16 protein-coding genes and 1 tRNA gene are annotated in these 20672 nt (G+C 73.1%); 10 read left to right on the top strand and 7 right to left on the bottom strand.

The features are described 5' to 3' along the window. Positions 1-1040: 1040 nt before the first annotated feature. The 4 genes from AC0HI0_RS35205 to AC0HI0_RS35190 form a co-directional block, all read right to left on the bottom strand. Entirely contained in the window at positions 1041-2300 is a 1260-nt protein-coding gene (locus tag AC0HI0_RS35205) for a sensor histidine kinase (protein ID WP_480927787.1), read from the bottom strand. Positions 2301-2591: 291 nt separating this feature from the next. Beyond that, positions 2592-3455 carry an Fpg/Nei family DNA glycosylase gene (locus AC0HI0_RS35200; protein WP_480927786.1) on the bottom strand — a complete coding sequence of 288 codons (864 nt, stop codon included), beginning with the start codon at positions 3453-3455 and terminating at the stop codon, positions 2592-2594. 81 nt (positions 3456-3536) lie between these two features. Further along, the gene (locus AC0HI0_RS35195; RefSeq protein WP_480927785.1) at positions 3537-3971 is read right to left on the bottom strand and encodes a DUF983 domain-containing protein; all 435 of its coding nucleotides are present in this window, start codon (positions 3969-3971) and stop codon (positions 3537-3539) included. Positions 3972-4069: 98 nt separating this feature from the next. Then, positions 4070-5383 carry a sigma-70 family RNA polymerase sigma factor gene (locus tag AC0HI0_RS35190; protein ID WP_480927784.1) on the bottom strand — a complete coding sequence of 438 codons (1314 nt, stop codon included), beginning with the start codon at positions 5381-5383 and terminating at the stop codon, positions 4070-4072. Positions 5384-5631: 248 nt separating this feature from the next. Between AC0HI0_RS35190 and AC0HI0_RS35185 the strand changes: the two genes are divergently transcribed. The 5 genes from AC0HI0_RS35185 to AC0HI0_RS35165 all read left to right on the top strand — a co-directional run bounded on the left by AC0HI0_RS35185 (position 5632) and on the right by AC0HI0_RS35165 (position 8280). Next, positions 5632-6030, top strand: coding sequence for a DUF7674 family protein (locus tag AC0HI0_RS35185; RefSeq protein WP_480927783.1), 399 nt, complete (start codon positions 5632-5634; stop codon positions 6028-6030). 27 nt (positions 6031-6057) lie between these two features. Then, positions 6058-6130, top strand: a tRNA-Gly gene (locus tag AC0HI0_RS35180). A gap of 154 nt (positions 6131-6284) precedes the next feature. Beyond that, positions 6285-6713, top strand: coding sequence for an OsmC family protein (locus AC0HI0_RS35175; protein ID WP_480927782.1), 429 nt, complete (start codon positions 6285-6287; stop codon positions 6711-6713). A 96-nt stretch (positions 6714-6809) separates the two neighbouring features. Next, entirely contained in the window at positions 6810-7208 is a 399-nt protein-coding gene (locus AC0HI0_RS35170; RefSeq protein WP_480927781.1) for a hypothetical protein, read from the top strand. Between the two features lie 46 nt (positions 7209-7254). Continuing rightward, positions 7255-8280: a hypothetical protein gene (locus AC0HI0_RS35165; protein WP_480927780.1), complete on the top strand. Its 1026-nt coding sequence runs from the start codon at positions 7255-7257 to the stop codon at positions 8278-8280. 46 nt (positions 8281-8326) lie between these two features. Here the strand turns inward: AC0HI0_RS35165 and AC0HI0_RS35160 are convergent, their stop codons facing one another. Beyond that, on the bottom strand, positions 8327-9682 hold the full coding sequence (locus AC0HI0_RS35160; RefSeq protein WP_480927779.1) for an SdrD B-like domain-containing protein: 1356 nt from the start codon (positions 9680-9682) through the stop codon (positions 8327-8329). Positions 9683-10224: 542 nt separating this feature from the next. On the opposite strand from AC0HI0_RS35160, the gene AC0HI0_RS35155 reads away from it, so the two are divergent. The 5 genes from AC0HI0_RS35155 to AC0HI0_RS35135 all read left to right on the top strand — a co-directional run bounded on the left by AC0HI0_RS35155 (position 10225) and on the right by AC0HI0_RS35135 (position 18612). Then, positions 10225-11367, top strand: a complete 1143-nt coding sequence (locus AC0HI0_RS35155; RefSeq protein WP_480927778.1) for a hypothetical protein — start codon at positions 10225-10227, stop codon at positions 11365-11367. After that, positions 11360-13693 (top strand): glycosyltransferase, encoded by a 2334-nt coding sequence (locus tag AC0HI0_RS35150; protein ID WP_480927777.1) that lies wholly within the window; start codon positions 11360-11362, stop codon positions 13691-13693. Before AC0HI0_RS35155 ends, AC0HI0_RS35150 begins: the two co-directional genes overlap by 8 nt. Further along, the gene (locus AC0HI0_RS35145) at positions 13690-14988 is read left to right on the top strand and encodes an alginate O-acetyltransferase AlgX-related protein (protein WP_480927776.1); all 1299 of its coding nucleotides are present in this window, start codon (positions 13690-13692) and stop codon (positions 14986-14988) included. The genes AC0HI0_RS35150 and AC0HI0_RS35145 overlap by 4 nt, the downstream gene beginning before the upstream one ends. Positions 14989-15079: 91 nt before the next feature. Beyond that, positions 15080-16210, top strand: coding sequence for a class I SAM-dependent methyltransferase (locus AC0HI0_RS35140; protein WP_480927775.1), 1131 nt, complete (start codon positions 15080-15082; stop codon positions 16208-16210). Positions 16211-16212: 2 nt separating this feature from the next. Further along, a complete protein-coding gene (locus tag AC0HI0_RS35135; RefSeq protein WP_480927774.1) occupies positions 16213-18612 on the top strand; it encodes a glycosyltransferase family 4 protein in 2400 nt (799 codons plus the stop codon). 33 nt (positions 18613-18645) lie between these two features. On the opposite strand, the gene AC0HI0_RS35130 is transcribed toward AC0HI0_RS35135, so the two are convergent. Then, positions 18646-19530: an FkbM family methyltransferase gene (locus AC0HI0_RS35130; protein ID WP_480927773.1), complete on the bottom strand. Its 885-nt coding sequence runs from the start codon at positions 19528-19530 to the stop codon at positions 18646-18648. Further along, the gene (gmd, locus tag AC0HI0_RS35125; RefSeq protein WP_480927772.1) at positions 19527-20516 is read right to left on the bottom strand and encodes a GDP-mannose 4,6-dehydratase; all 990 of its coding nucleotides are present in this window, start codon (positions 20514-20516) and stop codon (positions 19527-19529) included. Before gmd ends, AC0HI0_RS35130 begins: the two co-directional genes overlap by 4 nt. Between the last annotated feature and the right edge of the window lie 156 nt (positions 20517-20672).

Below are 20672 nucleotides of genomic sequence, written 5' to 3'. Positions count from 1 at the left end.
CGCCAGACCGGCGGACCGCCCGACCACCACCCAGGCCAGCCCGGACCGGCGGGCCTCCCACTCCGGACCGCGAGTTGCCGGCACTCAGCGCCTCCGTTGGTGGATTCCCGCGATCCGCTCCGAACAGCGAACTTCGCGCACGCCACGCCGCACCTCGCGCTCAGCACGCCGCGCCGCGCACTCAGTGCCTGCCCCACACGCCGCGCCGCGACTCGGGCCGCCACGCATTCAGCACGCCACATGCAGCACGCACGTGCCACGCCACGCACGCGGTGCCCAAACCGCCGGGCCGCACCAATCGGGCCCGCTCCGGACACCGCAACGCCGAATCGCCGCACGCAGTGCCCCACGAGTCGGACCGCGCCACTCGGGCTTGCGCCACGAGTCGGACCGCGCCACTCGGGCTTGCGCCACGTCTCGGGCCGCGCCACTCGGGCTTGCGCCACGTCTCGGGCCGCGCCACTCGGGCTTGCGCCACGTCTCGGGCCGCGCCACTCGGGTTCCCGCGCCCTCGGGATCTCGCGCCCTCGGGGCTGCCCGCCACTCGGGGCCGCCTGCCACTGGGGGCAGCGCGCCACTGGGGGCAGCGCGCCACGGACACCCGGCCCTGATCGCGGGAATCCACAAACGCAGGAATCCCAGGTCCGGATCCCGAGCGCAACCCCGCGCCGCCAAGCCAAGCCAGGCCGCCCGCACCGCCCAACTCCCGCACCGCCCAACTTGCGGCCGTCATGCACCCGGCCGCAGCCTGTCGCATCCCCTGCCGACTGCCGCGCGCCGGATTCCCCTCGCGCCGGCTGACCCGGCACCGGCTCGGCTCGCCCTGCGTCGGCTCGCCCTGCGTCGAGCGGCCTGGTGTCGACCGGCTCGGTGTCGGTTCCTTTGTGCTGCTGACCGGGCTGTTGGGGGAATCGCTCGTGGGCCTTCGTGGCTTGCGCCTCGCCGTGGGGGCCGCTTCCTTCGTTTACGGCAACGAAATCGGTGGGCGGAAAGTGCCCGCGCAGTTGTCGCTCGATCGGATGATCATTCGAAACCGCTGGTCAGGCGCGCACCACGGGCTGTTCCGACGTCTCCTCCAGTTTAGGGGGTACCAGCGGCAGGTTGGTGCGGACACCCGGCGAGTACTTGGGCACCTTCAGGATGATTTTCATGCCGGCGTCCGGCGCGGTCTCCACGACCAGGGCGTAATCGTCGCCGAAGACCGCCCTCATCCGGTGGTTGATGTTGCCCAGGCCGACGTGCGCGCCGGTCTGGTGGGCGTCCTTCAGGTCTTCGAACAGGCGGTCCGGGTCCATGCCCAGGCCGTCGTCCTCGACCGAGATCAGCGCTTCGGCGCCGTTGTCCTCGGCGATGATGGTGAGCAGCCCGCCGCCCGGCTTCTTCGCCAGGCCGTGCCGGACCGCGTTCTCCACCAGCGGTTGCAGGACCAGGAACGGGAGCACGACCTGGAGGACCTCGGGGGCGATCTTCAGCCTGACGTTGAGCCTCGGGCCGTACCGCGCCTGTTCGATGGTCAGGTAGCGGTGGATGTTGGTGAGTTCGTCGGCCAGCGTGGTGAAGAACCCGTCCGTCCGGAACGAGTACCTGGTGAACTCGGCGAACTCCTGCAGCAGCTCTCGCGCGTGCGACGGGTCGGTGCGGATCAGGGACGAGATCGTGTTCAGCGCGTTGTAGACGAAGTGCGGCGAGATCTGCGCCCGCAGCGCGCGGACCTCGGCCTGCGCCAGCGCCTGGCGGGACTTCTGGAGGACCTCCAGCTCCAACTGCGTCGAGACGAACCTGGCCGTCTCCTCCGCCATCCGGATCTGCCGCTTGTTCGCCACGCCGCTGACGACGATCAGCGTCCCGGCGACCTCGGATTCGACGATCAGCGGCACGATCACCGCCGAGTGCAGCGAGCACGGTCCGGGGAGTTCGCAGTCGAGCTTGCGGTGTTCGACGTGTTCCTTGTGGCACTCGCCGATGGCCCGCTCGATGTAGGTCCGCAGGAATTCGTAGTGGTCGTTGGCACCGCCGTCCCACGACAGCAGGGTGCCCTCGTGGTCGGTGATGCCGACGGCGACGCACCGCAGCATTTCGCGCAGGTGGGGTGTGGCCTTGTCCGCCGCGTCTTGGGTGAGCCCTTCTCGCAGGTCAGCGGACGCCTTGGACATCCGGTGCAGCATGTCCATCACGGCGTCTTCGACCGACGTGCTCACCCGGCGGGCACGGCACAGCATCACGAACAGGCCCAGCACGGCCAAGGTCGCGATGACACCGAGCACCGCGCGCTCGGTCAGGAGGTCACGCACGGCGTCCATGCTGTGCCGTGCAGTGGCCTCTAAGCAAGGGGTGGTGCACCGGATCGGGTAGACATCCGATGAATTTACCTTCGGAGGGTGGCCCACGGCACACCCTCTGTCGCCCCTCCCACCTGCCCGGTGGAACGGGTGCCACCCGGCGGTCCGCAGTTACCGCGCTGTTGGACGCGTTGCCCGCACGCCGATGACACCCCCTGTGCCGGCGTTCCGGGTGCATACTTTCCCCATCGGGTGACTTGTCACCTGACCAGTCACTCTTTGCACACGGAACGGCGAACGGCCGGCGGGGCGCTACTTCAGCAGCCGGGACATCCGGCGGTCGGCCAGCGGCTTGCCGCCGGTCTGGCACGTCGGGCAGTACTGGAACGCCTTGTCCGCGAACGACACCTCACGCACCGTGTCGCCGCACACCGGGCACGGCAGCCCGTTGCGCGCGTGCACCCGCAACCCGGACCGCTTCTCGCCCTTCAGCCGCGCCGCCGACTGCCCGACCGACCGCGCGACGGCGTCCGTCAGCACCCCGATCAACGCCTCGTGCAGCCGGTCCAGTGCCTCGGCGTTCAACTTCCCCGCCGTCGCATAAGGCGACAGATGGGCCGTGTGCATGATTTCGTCCGAGTAGGCGTTCCCCACCCCGGCCATGAGCGTCTGGTCCGTCAGCGCCGTCTTCAGCCGCTCGGTACGCCCCGCGAACAGGTCCTCCAGCTGCGTCCGGGTCACCGACAACGCGTCGGGCCCCAACCGGGCGATGCTGGGCACGGTCTGCGGGTCGGTGGTCACCCACGCGGCGAGGCCCTTCTTGGTGCCCGCCTCGGTCAGGTCGAACCCCGGCCCCTGCCCCGGCGGCCCCAGGTGCACGCGCAGCGCCAGCGGCCCCTTGCCGGGTTTGAGCGGCGCGGCGGACATCGTGTCGGACCACCTCAGCCACCCGGCCCGCGCCAGGTGCACGATCAGGTGCAGCCCGTCGCAGTCCAGGTCGAGGTGCTTGCCGTGCCGCCCGGCACCGGTCACGGTGCGACCTTGGAGGTCGGTCCACGGTGGCGTGAAGGTTTTCAGGACCTGCAACGACGCCACGTCGACGCGGTGCACGACGCGCCCGACGGCGTGTTCGCGCAAGTGGTCGGCCAGCGCCTCGACCTCGGGTAGTTCCGGCACCCGACCAGTGTCACCCGGGAAACCCGATCAGTCGACCCCGGCCAGGGGAAACGCCGGCCGGGGTGTGCCACCGGACGGGTGTCAGTCGACCGGTTGCAGCGGGCCGTCGAGGTCCGGCAGGGAGTACATCTCGATCTTGCGGGCCACGTTGGAGACCTCGTTGCGCACGGTCAGGAACCCGCGCACGGACCCCACCCAGCGCTCCGGCGGCAGTTCGTCGGTCTTCTTCGCCTCGGCCGCGACCAGCCACGGCCGGCGCACCGCCCACCGGGCCGGGAAGAACAGGAACACCAGGACCAGGGCGAAGATGAGCCACGCCGGCACGACGACGTCCTGCGGTGTCCAGGCGACCAGGATCACGCCCATCACCACCACGAACGCCAGCATGAGCACGCCCGGCCCGTGGCCGCCGCTCACGTCGTGCTCGAAGTCGGCGTCGGCGGACGGGTTGCGCCACTCGATCTGGCTGCGCACCGTCCACATCCGGCCGTCCGCACCGCGCACCAGCCGCGTCATCACCGTGCTCCTCAGCCTTCGAACGATCACTCAGCGGACTCAACGCTACCGGCAAACCGTTGCAACCAGCGGGTGAACCCGGCGGTAGCCGGCCGTGATCAGGACGATTTCAGCGGGCACGGCGTCGGGTGCAGGGTCACCGTCGTCGGGGTGACCGACGGCGTGGGCGTGACGACCGGCGTGGTGGTCGTGGTGCCGACCAGGGCGGTGGGCGGCTCGGCGGCGGTCGTGCCGGAGGACTGCGGGTCGCCCGGCCCTTCGAACAGCCGGAACGCCTCGGAGGTCGTGGTCGTGGCGGCGGCCGACCCGGGCTCCTGCGCCCGCGTGGTCGGGTTCCCGGTGCGCGCCGGCCGGGTCTCGGTGTGGGTGGTCACCCTCGGCCGCTCGACCGGCGGCTGCGCGGGCGGGGGTTCCGGCGAGGTCTCGCTGGTCGGCGAGCCGGTGATGGTCGGCGCGGTGGAGCGCAGTTCGAGCACGTCGTGGCCGTTGGGGCGGTCCGGGGAGGCGTCCACCAGGGCCGGTCCGGGCGCGCCGGTGAACGAGCCCGCGACCACGCCGAACAGGCCGACCGCGACCGACGCCGCCGACGCCGCGAGCACCAGCTTGACCCGGCCGGTGAGCCAGGCGGCCTTGCCCAGCACGGCGGGGCCGAGCAGCGCGGTCGCGGCGACCGGGACGGCGATGCTCGCCGCGTGCGCCCGCAGCGTCGAGCACACCTCGGTGAGTTCGGCGTGCAGCGAGTTGCACGAGGAGCAGGTCTGGAGGTGCTTGCGGATCCGCCGGTGCTCCGCGCCCTGCACGCCGCCGGCGGTGTAGTTGCCGAGCTTGGCGACCACGGAGTTGCACGCGCGGGGCCCCACGTCCTCCGCGAGGTGCGCCTGGAGGTAGGCGGCGCGCAGGCCCTCGCGGGCGCGGCGGGCCAGGGCGGCCATCGCGTTGGGGCTCAGGCCGAAGCTGGGCGCGACGGCGGCGGGCCGCTCGCCCTCCACCTCGACCTGCCACAGGACGGTCCGCCAGCGCTCGGGGAGGCTGGTGAACGCGCGCGAGATCAGCGCGTGCTCGGGTCGGGCGGCGGTGGCGTCCGGGAACGGCTCGACCCGGCGGGACAGCTCCTCGTCCTCGACCGGCACGTCCCGCCGCCGTCCGCTCCACTCCCAGGCGACGCGGCGGGCGACGGTCAGCAGGTAGGTGCGCACGTGGTCGGTGGGCCCGGTGCCCCGGCGGATCGCCTGGAGGACGCGGAAGAACGCCTCGGCGGTCAGGTCGTCGGCTTCGGCGTGTTCACGGACGTGCCGGAGGGCGAACCTGCGGACGGCGTCCGCGTGCCGGGAGAACAGCTCCCCGAACGCCGAGTCGTCGCCGGACCGCACCCTGGCGAGCAGTTCCCGGTCGAAATCGGCATCACCGGCCATCCCGCCCGGCACCTCCCGCCCGCACTGTGGTCCGAGGTCAAGATGCCACAGCCGGCTCCGACCGGCCCGAAGTGATAGCGACCCGATACCGAAGACCCGACACCCGGCGTGGGCCGTTCGGAGCAGTGGACCACTCTGGGTATCCCAACGCGCACTGCTAGCGCTCGGTGACGGACCGGTTACGGGTAGGCGTCAGGTGATGGGCGGCCCCGCCACGTTGGGCCGTTCGACCGGTAGTGTCCCGCCTCGTGGGCGACTGGCGCACAAGGGCTTCGGCCCTCCTCCCCGAGTTGAGCGCGGTCGTCGAGCGCGAGTCGTGGTCCTGCCACGTGTTCCTGTCGGAGCTGTGGCAGCTCGCGGCCGAGGCGCACCGGGCCGGGGACCAGGACGTGCTCCGGCGCGTGTACGGGTTCGCGCACTGGTGCTTCCGGCAGCCGGAGCAGTTCCTGGCCAACGCGTCGGTGGTCAGCTTCTACGAGCACGTGTTCGACGAGTGGGAGTTGCGCGACGAGGTCGCGCCCTGGCTGCCGACCGAGGTCGTGGACAAGGTGCGGCCGCTGTGGGAGTGGCGCTGGCCGGCCGAGCGGTTGTCCGAGGTAGACCGGCTGCTGGGGGCGACACCACCCCCCGGTCGCAATGTGGTTTGAGGCGTGGTCTATAGTTCTTCGTGTCAGGCGGATGTAGCGCAGTTGGTAGCGCATCACCTTGCCAAGGTGAGGGTCGCGAGTTCGAGTCTCGTCATCCGCTCTCGGTGAGGAAAAGGGCCCCGGGTTCGTTCCGGGGCCCTTTTTCGCGTGTTCCGGGTGTGATCCGGTCGGTCCGGGCCGGGCGTCGGCGGGTGATCGCCATTAGGTTTGGCGGCGAAGGCTTTTCCGACGTTCTGGATACGGAGTCCACCACCATGGCCACCACCCGCAAGGCGACCACGCACTGGGAAGGCAACCTGCTCCAGGGCAGCGGCACCGTGACGCTGGAGTCCTCCGGCATCGGCTCCTACGCGGTGTCCTGGCCGTCGCGCGCCGAGGAGGCGAACGGCAAGACCAGCCCCGAGGAGCTGATCGCGGCGGCGCACTCGTCGTGCTACTCGATGGCGCTCTCGCACGGCCTCGCGCAGGCCGGCACCCCGCCCACGCAGGTCGACACCTCCGCCGAGGTGACCTTCCAGCCGGGCACCGGCATCACCGGCATCCACCTGACCGTCCGGGCCGCCGTGCCGGGCCTGAGCGCCGACGACTTCGCCGCGGCCGCCGAGAACGCCAAGCAGAACTGCCCGGTCAGCCAGGCGCTGACCGGCACCACGATCACGCTGACCGCCGAACTGGCGCAGTGAGACCGGGGTACCGGCTCGACACCCCCGAGGTGTCGAGCCGGTACCGACACCCCGGAACGATTTGACCCGCCTGGGGGATGGCGGTAGTCAAGGTCAATGCTCACCGCAGCGGGGGGTCCGGCGCGGCTCGCCATCGGCGCATTAGCAGGCGCCGTGTTCGCCGCGCTGTTCGCGCACGGAGCCATGTCCGAAGCGCCCCAGGCGGTCCAGCCGGTCGGCGACGCGCACATCGTCGTCGTGTCCAACAGCGCGCAGCCCGGCCGGACCACCACGACCGCGGCCACGTCGACCGCCGGCAGCCGGTCGAGCGCCACGACGACCACCACCGCGTCGAGCACCACCACGACGACGGCCACCACGACCACGACGTCCGCCGCGACCACCACCGCGACCACGACGACGACCCGGCCGACCACGACCACCACGCGACCGACGACTACGACATCCCGAACCACCACGACGACCACTAGGCCGTGTGGATTGATTTTCTGCTGATCAACCTGCCAATGACTCACTCAGCGTGTTTTGGCAAGATCCCGGTGTGACGTTCAGCCAGGAGCCTGACCAGTCCCCGCAGAACAAGTCCCGACCGACCAACGACGCACCGACCCTCCGCATGTCGCCCGTCGCCACCCGGAACCGCCTCGCCGCGGCCTCGAAGACGCCTTCCGCCTCGACGGTCGCGACCGCGGAACGGACGTCCATGGCCGGAGTGCTGGCCGCCATCCCGTCGCCGGCCTCGCGGTCGACCGCCCCGGCCGCACCCCGGACCGCACCCCGGACCGCACCCGCGCCGAGCCCGGCCCCCGCGCCCGCCTCGAACGGCGTGCCGGCCGGTACCGGGGTCGACGGCGGGGCCGAGGCCGAGGCGGACACCGGAGTCGCCGCCCCGCCCGGGGCGGGGACGCCGGAGGCCGCGCCCGTGGACGCGGTGACGCCCGCCCCGATGGCCGGATTCCTGCCGGCGGTGGCCGCGCCGGTCGTGCAACCGCTCGTGGAACCGACCGCGGTGTCGGCCGAGCAGGATTCGGCGCGTGGCCTGTTCACGCCGGCGGTCCCGGTGGACGAACCGGTGGCGGACGTGCTGTCCGCAGCACCTCCTGTCACGCTCGCGCCCATCGCGCCCAAGCCCGTCGTGGCCCCGCCTGTCGCAGCACCGCCGGTCGCAGCACCGCCGGTCGTGGCCCCGCCCGTCGCACCGGCTGCCGTGGCGCAGTCGGCCGTGGCGCAGTCGGTAGCCGAAGTGCAGGCCGCCGTCGCCGCCAAGCCGGTAGCCAAGCCAGTCGCCAAGCCGGTGGCACCGCCCGTCGAGGAGCCCGCGCCACCGGTCTCGCCGGCGCAGGCGGCTGCCCCGACGGTCGTGTTCGCGCCCGTCGCCGCACCAGCACCAGCACCAGCACCCGCTCCGGCACCGACGCCCGCTCCGGCGGCGGAACCGGCGGTGGAACCGGAGGCTGCCCAGCCGGCCGCGCAGGTGAACGGGGCGGCCAAGGGGAAGTCCAAGAGCGCGTTGCGGCGGATCGCGCGGCGGATCGTCGGGCCGACCATCCTGACCAAGCGCAACTGAAAGGCGGCCCCACCGGCGTGCGGGGCCGCCTTCCGGCACCGTCGGATCAGGCGGCCACGACCGGGATCGTCTGGCCACCCTGGCAGTTGCCGCACGTGCCGACGAACAGGACGCCGCTGCCGGACCCGTACCTCCACGGGCCGTGCAGCACCGCCAGGTACGGGCCGGCGGGGACGTTGTGGAAGTCCACGCGGCCCTGGGCGTCGGTCCGGGCCGTGCCGACGACCGCGCCCGTGATCGAGTCGGTCAGCCGGACCTCCAGGTCGGCCACGGCCTCGCCCGCGTCGACGGTCCGGTCCTGGTCGCGGTCCTCGTAGTAGAACAGCCACGTGTCGGCGGGCGGCGCGGCGACGCGGGTGAACGCGCCGGCCTCGGGGTAGCCCTTCGGGGCGTCCGGGGAGTCGGGGCCGAAGTCGCAGGCGAAGCTCGCGGCCCCGTACCCGGTGGCCTTGTCGGGCACGGTCCCGCTGATCACGTAGGTGCGCGTCTGGCCGGCGGGCACGGTGACGCCCGGCCGCTCCCAGGCCAGGTCGCCCTCGTCGAGGTCGACCAGGTGCGGGCCCTCGCCGCCGCTGCGGTCGCAGCCCGACTTGATGCCGGCCACGTCGGTGGTGCCGGTGTTGGTCAACGTCACGGTGACCTGCGCGCGGTCGCCCACGGCGTGGTCCGCCTGGTCGAACACCGCCGAGGCGGTGAGCCGGTCGCTCAACGGCCGCTCGGCCCGGTACTCGACCTGCTCGTCGCCGTCGACGTCCACCTCCGTGCCGCGCGGCAGCACCCAGCCGTCCGGTGCCTCGTGGACGAACACGCTGTACCGCCGGACCGGCAGCCCGGTGAACGAGAACCGGCCGTCGGCGTCGGTGCGCGCGACGCGCCGGTTCGGCAGGCTCCAGTCCGACGCCTCGACGCGCACGCCCGCGAGCCCCTCACCGGGGTCGGCGACCTGGTTGCCGTTGCGGTCGCCGTAGACCCGGCCGCCGATGCTGCCGGTGGCCGAGTCCGGCGCGGTGACCGGCACCCGGACCTCGACCTCGTTGTTGGTGCGGTCGGCGTCGCCCAGGTAGAAGATCGAGAACCGGACGACGGGCGCGCCCTGCCAGTTGTAGATGCGGCCGGTGCCCGCCGCGGTGACCGACGCGCCCGGCGCGAGGGTGGCGCCGGGGTAGCGGACCGCGTCGAGCCCGCTGAGGCTCAGGTAGGAGCCGGACGTGGTCGCCGTGCTGACCGACACGTTGGTGGCGACCGCGTCGCCGAGGTTGGCGACGGTGACCCGGACCGGGATGTCCTGCCCCACGAGGTAGGGCCCGCCGGGCACCTGGACGGTGATGGCCGGGTCCGGGCCGGGAGCCGCGTGGGCGATCGACGTCGTGCCCAACACCAGGCCCAAGGCCGCGACGAGCACGACCGGACCGCGCGCCGAAAGGCGCGCTCGCTGCGCTGACAATCCATTCCCCCTGGAAGACGGGTGCACGCGCGGGCCTCGGTCCGCGACCTCCGCTCGCCCGCCGGCACCTACCGGCTTGTGGTTCGGACGCTAATGGAGCCCGCGCCCCGGTAGTTCGCCCGAAGGCGAAGTCCACCGGAGAGGACGAACGTGATCACCGCGCGGTGATCGGCACGGCGTCGTCGTTTTCCGCACGCACCAACGGATGTCCGGCTATCGGCCGATGCACGGCGGTCGCCGGGCGGGTACCGGGCCGGGGCGCGGGCCGTGGGAGACCTCCCCCGCGCGGAAGATCCACGCGGACGGAATTGCTCCGATCGGCCCTGGCGGACTGGGCCACAAAGACCAGCGCGAAGGCGAGCGGGGCTCTGTTCGGGCGGGTGGCCGCACGTGAGTCCGGCTCACTGACGGCAACGACAGCATCACAAGTGGCGGATGCCCGAAAGCCCGACCGGCCCATAGGTCACAATGGCGACCGCGCGGCTACTTTGGAGGGGCGGATGGCCTGGCAAGAGGACCTGGCGGAGCTGGACAGGACGTTGGCGGAGGGTCGGATCAGCGCCGACGAATACCGCCGGCGTCGTGACGAGCTCCTGGCTTCCGCCTCGGGCGCGGCGCCGCAACAACCCCCGCAGGGCAACGGCCCGTTCGGCGCGCCCTTCCGCTGGGAGGCGTCGCAGCCGCCCCAGGGCGGCCCGAACCCGGACGCGACCCAGGTGGTGACGCCCGGCCAGCCGCCGGTGCAGCCGCCGCCGAACCCGGACGCGACGCAGGTGGTCAGCGGCCAGCGGCCGCCGGACGCGGAGCGCACCCAGTACGTGCGCCCGGTCGCGCCCCCGCCGAACCAGATGCCCCCGCAGCCGCCCCAGCAGGGCGGTTGGGGTGGCGGCGCGGCCCCGGCGAACACCCCGCCGTGGGGCAACGACCAGGGTTTCGGCGTGGTCGGCGAGCAGACGCCGAGCTGGATCGCGCAGGGCCCCGAGGTGTTCGACGAGAGCGGCGGTGGCGGCGGCAAGAAGTGGCTGGCGATCGTCGGGATCGTCGTGGTGCTGGCGCTCGTCGGCGGCGGCATCTGGTTCTTCACCACCCGGGACGCCAACAGCACGGCCGGTGGCGAGACCACGCAGACCTCCGGTCCGCCGCCGACCACGACGACGACCAAGCCGAAGGACGGCCTGGAGGTCGCCAAGCTGCCGGGCGTGAGCCAGGACCAGTCGGGCGTGAAGAACTTCGCCGACGTGGTGGCGGGCAAGCTGCTCACCGCCGACGAGAACGAGGCGTACCAGGCGTCCGGCGCGGGCCGGTCGCGGCTGGGCGGCTCGGTGGTCTCCGGCGGCGCGATGTACACGCAGGTGCTGACCGTGAAGATGAACGGCCCGGCCGAGGCGAAGACCGCGCGTGACGCGCTGGGCGTGCTCCAGGCCAAGTTCGCGATGCAGCCTTACAGCGGCACGCTGCCCACGGGCGTCACGGCGTTCCAGGCCCCGCCGGCGGGCAACGGCCTCGGCGTGGCGCGCGCGCACTACATCTCCAAGGACGTCGTGGTCCGCGTGCAGGTGACCGGCAAGGACATGGCGCAGGTCACCAAGGCGTTCGACGAGCTGCTGCTGGCGCAGATCGAGCAACTGGCCGTGGATGCCTGATCGGCGGGTCGCCGGCAGCGCGGTGGTGGTCGGCGGGCCGGGCGCGGCGAGCGCCCTGGCCCGCTCCTACCGGGAGCACCACCCCGACCACGAGTTCGTGGTGCTGGTCGCCGACGCGTGGGAGGACGCCGGGGAGCTGCCCGGCGTCACCGTGCTCGCGGCGCGCGACCTGGGTGTGCCGGCGCGGGAGTACCTGCGGGCGGCGACCTGCGGCACGTCCGAGGGGCTGGTCCGCTTCGCCGCGCCGCTGCTGGTCCGCCGGCTGCTCGACGTGTACGACCTGGTGGTGCACTTCGCGCCGGACTCGCTGGTGCTGGGCCCGCTGCCGGACTTCCCGGCCGGCCTGACGCTGGTGCCGAAGCTGCTGGCGCCGCTGCCCGACGACGGCCGGCACCCCCGGCTGGTGGGCGGGTTCACCGAGAACTTCGTGGCGGTGGGCCGGGACGCGCGGGCGTTCGCGGACTTCTGGGCCGACCGGGCCCGCGCCGACCTGGTCGCGGACGCCCCGCGCGGGTGGGCCGCCGACGCCGCCGCCCTCTTCCCGCACCACGTGGCCCGCGACCCCGGGCTGGGCGTGGCCGCCTGGAACCTGCACGAACGCGAACCGTCCCGGGCGCTGGTGGTCGACTTCACCGGCCACGAGGACCCGTGGCTGACCGCGCCGGGCCACGACCGCGTGCTGCTCTCGGCGCACCCGGGCTGGCGGCGGCTCTACGAGCGGCACACCCCGGCCACGGCCCGTTCGGCGTTCGACGCGTTCCCCGACGGCGAGCCGATCACCGACGTGATGCGCGCGGTGTACCGGGAAGCGCTGCGGGTCGAACCGGACCCGTTGGACGACACCCCGAGGACCCCGCCGCCGCACGCGTTCGACGGCACCGCGTTCCGGGAGTGGCTCGTCTCCCCCGCCACGCCGGCGCAGCGCGCGTCCGGCATGAACCGGCTGCTGCACGGCGTGTGGCAGTCCCGGATCGACCTGCGGGCCGCGTTCCCGCGCCCGCTGGACGCCCTGGACCCCGGTTTCCGCGACTGGTGCGCGCGGCACGGCGTGCACGAGGGCGTGCCGGTGTGGGCGCTGCCGACCGCGCCGGTCGAGCCGGCCGCGCCGACGGCGGAGTTCGGCGTGAACGTGGCCGGCTACCACACGGCGGAGCTGGGCATCGGCGAGATGGGCCGGGTGGTCCTGGACGTGGTGGCCGCCGCCGGCGTGCCGCACGTGTCCGTTGTGGACGAGCACTCGGTGAAGGGCACCGCGCGCACGGGCGTGGCCGCGCCGGACTCGGTGGGCCGGCCGAAGTACCCGGTGAGCCTGATCACGGTCAACGGCGACTTCACCCGGTCGCTGCTGGAGGCCGACCCCGAGGTGGGGCACGGCCGGTACCGGATCGGCCTGTGGGCCTGGGAGCTGGAGGAGTTCCCGCCGACCATGCACCACTTCGGACTCGTCGACGAGGTGTGGACGGTCAGCGATTTCGTGCGGCGGGCGGTCGAGCCGCACTCGCCCGTCCCGGTGCGGACCGTGCCGGTGCCGGTGGTGGAGCGCGCCCTGGTGCGCGCCGAGCCGCGCGCGCCCGGTGAGACCACGGGCTTCCTGTTCGCGTTCGACTTCAACAGCACCGCGCAGCGCAAGAACCCGTGGGGCGTGGTGACGGCGTTCCAGCGCGCGTTCCCCGGCCGCGCGGACGTGCGGTTGGTCGTCAAGTCGACAAATGCCCACCTCCACCCGGGCGCGGCGGAGCGGCTGCGGCTGCTGGTCGCCGACGACCCGAGGATCACGCTGGTCGAGCGCTACCTGAGCGCGGGCGAGCTGGCCGAGCTGTACGCGTCCAGCCACGCCTACGTGTCGCTGCACCGCAGCGAGGGCTTCGGGCTGACCGTGGCGGAGGCGATGGTGCGCGGCCTCGCGGTCGTCGCCACCGACTACGGCGGCACGGCCGAGTTCGTGAACGCGTCGGTCGGCTGGCCGATCCCGCACGGCATGACCACCGTCGGGCCGGGCTGGCCGCCGTACCAGCCGGACGCCCGCTGGGCCGACCCCGACCTGGACGCCGCCGCGCGCGCCCTGCGCGAGATCGCCGACGACCCGCAGGAGGCGCACCGGCGCGGCCTGGCCGCCCGTGATCACCTGCTGCGCACCCGGTCGTTCGACGCCGCCGCCGCGTGGCTGCGCACCCGGCTCGACGCCGCGCACCGGACGTGGCTGGACCGCACCACCCCGCCGCACCGGCCGCCGCTGGTGCGCGCCGCGCGGCGGGTGCTCGGCCCGGCGGCCGGCCCGATCCGGCACGCGCTGGGCCGGGTGGAGGCCATACTGGACCGGCGATGACCGCTCACGAAGAGGCCGACCCGGACGCCAAGAACGTGCTGCCGCCGGTGCACGAGTCGCTGCTGCCGACCGAGCACGCGCTGCACCGCCCCCGGCACAGCGCCACCCAGCGGGTGTCGTTGATCTGCGCGGTGGTCTTCCTCACCCTGCCGGCGGTCGCGTTCGTGCTCGGCGCGCACCCGCGCGAGTTCGAGAACCGGGCGCTCACCGGGTTCCCCGGGATCACCGAGATCGAGAAGCTCCAGCCGTGGGCGAGCGACCACCTGCCGTTGCGCGAGCAGGCGATCGGCCTCTACGACGCGATCAGCCGGGGCGTGTTCGGCGAGCCGCCCGCGCGGCCCAAGTCCGACCAGGGCGGCGCGGTCATCCCGACCGAGACCAGCAAGCCCGCCAAGCCCAAGCGCCCGCCGGTCACCTTCCCGGACGTCGTGGAGGGCACGAACGGCTGGCTGTACCTGGGCAACGAGCTGGCCAGCCACTGCGCGCAGTCCTTCGCCACCGACGAGATCGTGCGCCGGCTGCGGACCCTGCGCGACGGCGTGACGGCGTCGGGCCGCAAGTTCGTCGTGGTGGTCGCGCCGGACAAGGCGACCCTCTACCCGCAGAACCTGCCGCCCGACCTGCCCGGCCGCGAGTGCCACCGCGAGGTGGTGGACGAGTTCTGGGCGGCGGTGTCCAAGGAGGACTACGTCCTGGACGTGCGCAAGGACCTCAAGGACTGGGGCGAGCGGCTGGGCACCCCGGTCTACGGCCCGGTGGACGCGCACTGGGGCGAGGAGGGCGGCGTGGTGACCGCCCGCCGGGTGGCCGAGAAGCTGCGGCCCGGCCTCACCTCGACGTGGCGGGTGGACGAGGGCCCGGCGTGGCAGTCGGCCGCCGACCTGCCGCCGCTGATCGGCCGCACCGGCACCACCACCGGCCTGTCCTACCGGATCCTGCCGGACGGCAAGACCTCGCGGACCCGCGACGACACCTCCCGCGACCTGAACAAGCCGTTGCGGCTCAACACGACCAGCGGTCCGGGCACGTACGCGCCGAAGGTCGGGATGCTCAGCGACTCGTTCACCATCCGCACCACGAAGTACCTGGGCAGCGCGTTCGGCGACCTGACGATCATGCACCACGGGCAGCTCGCGGCCGACCGGGGCGAGGCCGCCGGGAAGATGCTCGCCGACACCTCGGCGGTGGTGGTCGAGGTCGCCGAGCGCAGCCTCGCGGGCGGCACGTTCAGCCTGCTCAACCCGGTCGTCGTGGACACCATCGTGAAGGAGTTGCAGGCCAAACCGGTCCGCTGACCCGGTTGCGGCCCGCCCGCGCGGGCGACTGGCCTAGACTGCGCTCAGCCGCTCTCGGCGACTTCGCCCGCAATCTTTCGTTGGACGGTCCATGTCGCAAGCACGCCTGGCGGACGCCATCGTCCGCCTGGATAAGCACCGGAACCTCAACCTGCCGCTGCGCTCGCGGGACGTCTTCGGCAGATTCCTGCTGCGCCTGCTGTGGAAACGGCAGCTCAAGTGGCAAGTGGACTTCAACCTCGCGGTCCGCGACGCGGTCGACGCGCTGAGCCAGGGCGGCGGCGCGAACAGCGGCGCGGCCACCGGTGACGAGCTGGAGCAGCTGCGCGCCGCCGACCAGAACATCATGGCGGGCCTCAACCAGCGGCTGTACGCGGCGATCGGCGGTGTCCGCACCGAGGTCACCGACCTGCGGCTGCGGCTGGTCGACCGGGAGACCGCGACCGACGAGGTGACCGCCCGGCTGGACCGGATCGAGCGCCGGCTGGCCGAGCTGGACTCGGCGGCGCTGGACACCCGGCTGCGGCACGCCCAGCTCGACCTGTTCCTCGACCAGGCGCGGGCCACCACCCCCGAGGTCGAGGTGACCGCGGTGCCGGAGCGGGCCGCCGGCCTGGAGATCCCGGTGGCGCACCTGCTCGACGGCCCCGAGGAGCGCGTCCGCGCCGCCCGCGAGGTCTACCTGCCGGTGGTGCGCGCGGCCGGCGGGCCGGTGCTGGACGTCTCGCCCGGCCGGGGCGAGTGGCTGGAGGTGCTGCGCGCGGCGGAGGTGCCCGCGTCCGGCACGTCGGCCAACCCGTTCGTGGTCAAGCACTGCGCCGAACTGGGCCTGCCGGTGGCCGAGGCGGACCCGCTGGACGCGCTGGCGCGCACCGGCCGGCGCTCGCTGGGCGCGGTCACCGCGTTCCGGTTCGCCGAGCGGCACGACCCGGCCGAGCTGGCCCGGTTCTTCGACCTGTCGGCCCGCGCGCTCGCCTCCGGCGGCGTGCTGGTGCTGGAGACGCCGAACCCGGAGGGGCCTGGCCTGGCCGACTTCCACGTCGACCCGTTCGCGCGGCGGCCGGTGCACCCGACGTTCCTGCGGTTCCTGGCCGAGGTGGCCGGGTTCTCCCGGATCGAGGTGCGCTACCCGGACAGCGGCCCGCTCGACGGGTGGCCCGCCACGCCGCCCGCGACCGACGCGGCGCGGGCCGGCCGGTACTGCCTGCTCGCGTGGGTGTGACCATGCGGGTGGGCATGTGGAGCCCGCTGCCGCCCGAGCGCAGCGGGATCGCCGACTACACCTACGAGCTGCTGGGCCCGCTGGGCGACGAGGTGTCGCTGACCGCCGTGTCGCGGTCGGCCGCCGCGTCCTCGCCGGTGCCGGTGGTCCCGCCCGCCGAGGCGACCGGGCTGCCGGTCTACCAGATGGGCAACCACTCGGGCGTGCACTCGTGGATCTACCGGCGGGCGCTGGCCGAGCCGGGCGTGGTGGTGCTGCACGACACCTCGCTGCTGGACTTCCACCAGGGGTTCCACGGCGGCCTGGGCACCGCGGGCTTCCGCGACGAGCTGGTCTACGCGCACGGCCCGATCTGGGGCGACCCGGGCGACCCGGCGCTGCTGCACGGGTGGCCGGCGGTCGAGGCGGACGGCACCAAGTACCTCGACGCGATGACGATGACCCTGGAGCGGCGGCTGCTGGCCGCGAGCAAGGGCGTCATCGTGCACGACCCGTACACGGCGTCGCGGCTGCGCGGTCGGTACCCGGGGCTGCCGGTCTCGGTGGTGAACTCCGGCGCGCCGGTCCGCGGCGACGCCGAGCGCGCCTCGGTGCGGGCCCGGTTCGGCTGGTCCGACGACCACGTGGTGTTCGGCGTGTTCGGCGGGTTCAACCGGATCAAGCGGATCCTGGTGGTGGTGCTGGCGTTCGCGCAGGCCCGGCGGCGCTGGCCGCACGCCCGGCTGCTGATCGCCGGGCACGTGGACTACCCGGACGTGCACGCCGACGTGCTGCGGGCGCTGGAGCAGTACGGGCTGGCGCACTCGGTGCACCTGGAGCTGAGCCCGGCCAAGGACGACTTCGAGCGGCTGATCGGCGCGACCGACGCGGTGGTGAACCTGCGCTGGCCCACGGCCGGCGAGACCAGCGCGGTGATGATGCGGGCGTTCGGCGCGGGCCGGGCGGTGATCACCAGCGACCTGCCGCAGAACCGGCACTACGACGAGGAGTTCTGCTTCCGGGTGCCGCTGGAGCCGCAGGCCGAGGCCGAGGCGCTGGCCACGCTGATGGAGCGGATGATCGTCGAGCCCGGCGAGGTGCGGGCGGCGGGCGGGCTGGCCCGCGACTGGGTGGCCTCGGCCGCGTCGTGGCCCGCGGTGGCCCGGCAGTACCGGGCGGCGCTGGAGGCGTCGGCCGACCACGTGCCGCAGGTGGCGCGGGCGGCGGTGCCCGCCGACGTGACCGCGCCGCTGGAGGTCGCCACGCCGGGCGTGAACCTGTTCGCGGACATGCGGGCCACCACCGGGCTCTCCGAGTCGTTCCGGCGGGCCGGGCTGGCGCTGCTGGACACCGACGCGGGCCTGACCTACACCGAGTTCAACTCGCGCGCGCCGGTCCGCACGGTCGCGGTGCCGCGCGCGATGTCGGAGCTGCGCGGCGGCAAGGACTACCCGGTCGACCTGTGGATGGTGAACCTCAACGAGTTCCAGCTCATCCCGGACTCGGCGCTGGACCGGTACACGATCGCGCTGTGGGCGTGGGAGCTGCCGGAGATCCTGGACTACACGCTGGTCCAGCTGCCCCGCCTGGACGAGCTGTGGGTGGTGTCGTCGTTCGTCGGCGACGCGTTCCGGACCGTCACCGACATCCCGATCACGGTGGTGCCCAACGTGATCCCGGAGATCTCGGCGCGGCCGGACCGGGCGCGGTTCGGGCTGGCCGAGGACGCGTTCGTGGTGCTGTTCACGTTCAGCGCGTCCTCCAGCGACGCCCGCAAGAACCCGTGGGGCGTGATCGAGGCGTTCCGCCGGGCGTTCCCGGCGCACGAGCGCGGCACCTCGGCGCACCTGGTGATCAAGGCCATCGACCTGGACATCTTCCCGCTGATGGCGGCGGCGCTGGGCGACGCCGTCGCGGCCGTCGGCGGGACGCTGATCTCCGAGGACCTGAGCCGGGCCGAGATGGACGCCCTGCTGGCGTCGTGCGACGTGTACGCGTCGCTGCACCGCTCCGAGGGCTACGGCCTGGGCATGGCCGAGGCGATGATGCTCGGCAAACCGGTCGTGGCCACCGGCTACGGCGGCAACACCGACTTCATGCCGCCCGGCGCGGCGGCGACCGTCGGCTACGGCATCCGCCCGATCACCGCCAAGGACCACCGCTACGACAACCGGTTCGCCGACTGGTACCGGCCGGGCCAGCTGTGGGCGGAGCCGGACGTGGCGCAGGCCGGCCAGTGGCTGCGGCGGCTCGCCGACAGCCCCGGGCTGCGGGCGCGGATGGGCGAGCGGGCGCGGGAGGCGATCCGGGCGCACAGCGGCGCGGACGCCGTCGGCGCGGTGATGCGCGAGCGGATCCACCGGATCTACCGCGAGGGCAGGCACCTCGGCGGCGTGCACCGCAAGCGCGATCCGCGGGGATGAGCCCGGTGGCCCGGCCCGCGCGAGCGGGTCGGGTCAGCGGTTCTCCAGCTCCACCAGGCGCGCCTCCAGCGCGGCCAGCCGCCGGTGCGACCTGCCGAGCCGGAGTTCGGCCTCGCGCAGCGCGGCCCCCAGGTCTTCGATGTGCGCGGCGTCCTTGGCGCGGGCGTCCTGCGCCTCGCGGACCGCGTTCTCCAGCCGCCGGATGTAGCCGATCTCGGCCACCCGGGCGAGCCGCTGGTCGGCGTGCTCGGCCCGGACGAACCGGTCGAACACGTTCGCGGGCGCGGCCAGCACGGTGCGCGCCTGCTCGTCGGACTCCAGCGCGTAGAACCGGTTGAGCCCGTCGAAGAGGACCGGCGCGTAGCCGGCCGCGAGCAGCAGCGGCTCCCAGCCCTCGTGGCTGGGCGTCGGCGAACCGGGCTCGGTCGCCTCGACCAGCACCACCCGGGGTGCGTGCCGGGTCCAGTCCGCGCCCTCGATGACCGCCCGCTCCGCGCCCTCGACGTCGATCTTGAGGAAGTCGACCGGGCCGGGGAACTCGTCGAGCACGGCGGCCAGCGTGCGCACCTCGACCTCGACGTCGACCACCTGGAACTCGGCGCGGTAGCCCGCGGCCAGGTCGTCGTCCAGGGTGGACCAGCCGGAGCGGTCCTCGACCACGTGCAGGGTCGCGGTGCCCTCGGCCGCGCCGAGCGCGACGGCCAGCGTGACGTCGTCCGGGCGGGCTTCGCGCAGGCGCTGCGCGTGGTCCGGGATCGGCTCGACGTTGATGCCGCGCCAGCCCAGGTCGTAGAAGTGCTTGGTGACCGAGTCCTGGACGGCGTCGGCCGCGCCGACGTCGACGTAGCGGCCGGTGGTCCGCCCGTGGAACAGCCGGGCGAGGACGACGTCCTCCCCGTTCTGCGCGTAGGAGATCACCGCAGACCGGCCTTGCGCGCTTCCACGTCCAGGTCGTGGTCGACCATCATCGCGACCAGCTCGGCGAACTCCACCTGCGGCTTCCAGCCGAGCTTCTCGTGCGCCTTGGCCGCGTCGCCGACCAGCAGGTCCACCTCGGCCGGGCGGAAGAAGCGCGGGTCCTGGGTGACGTGGGACTCCCAGTCCTCGATGCCCGCGTGGGTGAACGCGGCGCTGACGAAGTCGCGCACCCGGTGCGTGACACCGGTCGCGATCACGTAGTCGTCGGGCTGGTCCTGCTGGAGCATCTGCCACATGGCCTGCACGTAGTCGCCGGCGAAGCCCCAGTCGCGGCGCGGCTCCAGGTCGCCCAGCACCAGGGTGTCCTGGAGGCCGAGCTTGATCCGGGCCACCGCGTTGGTGATCTTGCGGGTGACGAACTCCAGGCCCCGGCGCGGCGACTCGTGGTTGAACAGGATGCCGGAGCAGGCGTAGAGGCCGTAGCTGTCGCGGTAGTTGACGGTGATGTCGTGGCCGAAGACCTTGGCCACGCCGTACGGCGACCGGGGGTAGAACGGGGTGGTCTCGCGCTGCGGGGTCTCCCGCACCTTGCCGAACATCTCGGAGCTGGACGCCTGGTAGAACCGGATCGGGTTGTTGGTGCTGCCGCCCGCCATCCGGATGGCCTCCAGCATCCGCAGCACGCCCAGGCCGGTGACGTTCGAGGTCAGCTCGGCCTGCTTGAAGCTCAGCGCGACGAACGAGATGGCCGCGAGGTTGTACACCTCGTCCGGCTGGGTCTGCTCGACCGCGGAGATGAGGCTGGTCAGGTCCTGGAGGTCGGCCGAGACCACCTCGACGAACGGCAGTTCCTGCTGCACCAGCTCGGCGCGCGGGTTGCTCTGGCCCTTGACCAGCCCGAACACCTCGTACCCCTTGTCGTGCAGGAGTTCGGCGAGATATCGGCCGTCCTGACCGGTGATACCGGTGATCAATGCACGCGCCACCGCGCAAGGATAGCCGTGGGCGAGTCCTCCCCTTCACCCGATCCGGGACGGTCGGCGGGGACAGGGGTTGGTCGCGCCGGCCGCAGGCAACCCCCGTCCCATGCGCGGCGTCTCTTCTGGTGATGACATCCCCCGACCGACCGGAGAAGCAGATGT

Source organism: Saccharothrix sp. NBAS 001 (genome assembly GCF_056640475.1).
The sequence above is the reverse complement of the archived record's forward strand: the minus strand, read 5'-3'. Positions and strand labels throughout refer to the sequence as shown.

Coding starts and splice junctions, on each gene's coding strand:
- AC0HI0_RS35205 (WP_480927787.1), bottom strand. CDS start 2,300: ATGGACGCCGTGCGTGACCTCCTGACCGAGCGCGCGGTGCTCGGTGTC.
- AC0HI0_RS35195 (WP_480927785.1), bottom strand. CDS start 3,971: ATGACGCGGCTGGTGCGCGGTGCGGACGGCCGGATGTGGACGGTGCGC.
- AC0HI0_RS35190 (WP_480927784.1), bottom strand. CDS start 5,383: ATGGCCGGTGATGCCGATTTCGACCGGGAACTGCTCGCCAGGGTGCGG.
- AC0HI0_RS35175 (WP_480927782.1), top strand. CDS start 6,285: ATGGCCACCACCCGCAAGGCGACCACGCACTGGGAAGGCAACCTGCTC.
- AC0HI0_RS35170 (WP_480927781.1), top strand. CDS start 6,810: ATGCTCACCGCAGCGGGGGGTCCGGCGCGGCTCGCCATCGGCGCATTA.
- AC0HI0_RS35155 (WP_480927778.1), top strand. CDS start 10,225: ATGGCCTGGCAAGAGGACCTGGCGGAGCTGGACAGGACGTTGGCGGAG.
- AC0HI0_RS35150 (WP_480927777.1), top strand. CDS start 11,360: ATGCCTGATCGGCGGGTCGCCGGCAGCGCGGTGGTGGTCGGCGGGCCG.
- AC0HI0_RS35145 (WP_480927776.1), top strand. CDS start 13,690: ATGACCGCTCACGAAGAGGCCGACCCGGACGCCAAGAACGTGCTGCCG.
- AC0HI0_RS35140 (WP_480927775.1), top strand. CDS start 15,080: ATGTCGCAAGCACGCCTGGCGGACGCCATCGTCCGCCTGGATAAGCAC.
- AC0HI0_RS35135 (WP_480927774.1), top strand. CDS start 16,213: ATGCGGGTGGGCATGTGGAGCCCGCTGCCGCCCGAGCGCAGCGGGATC.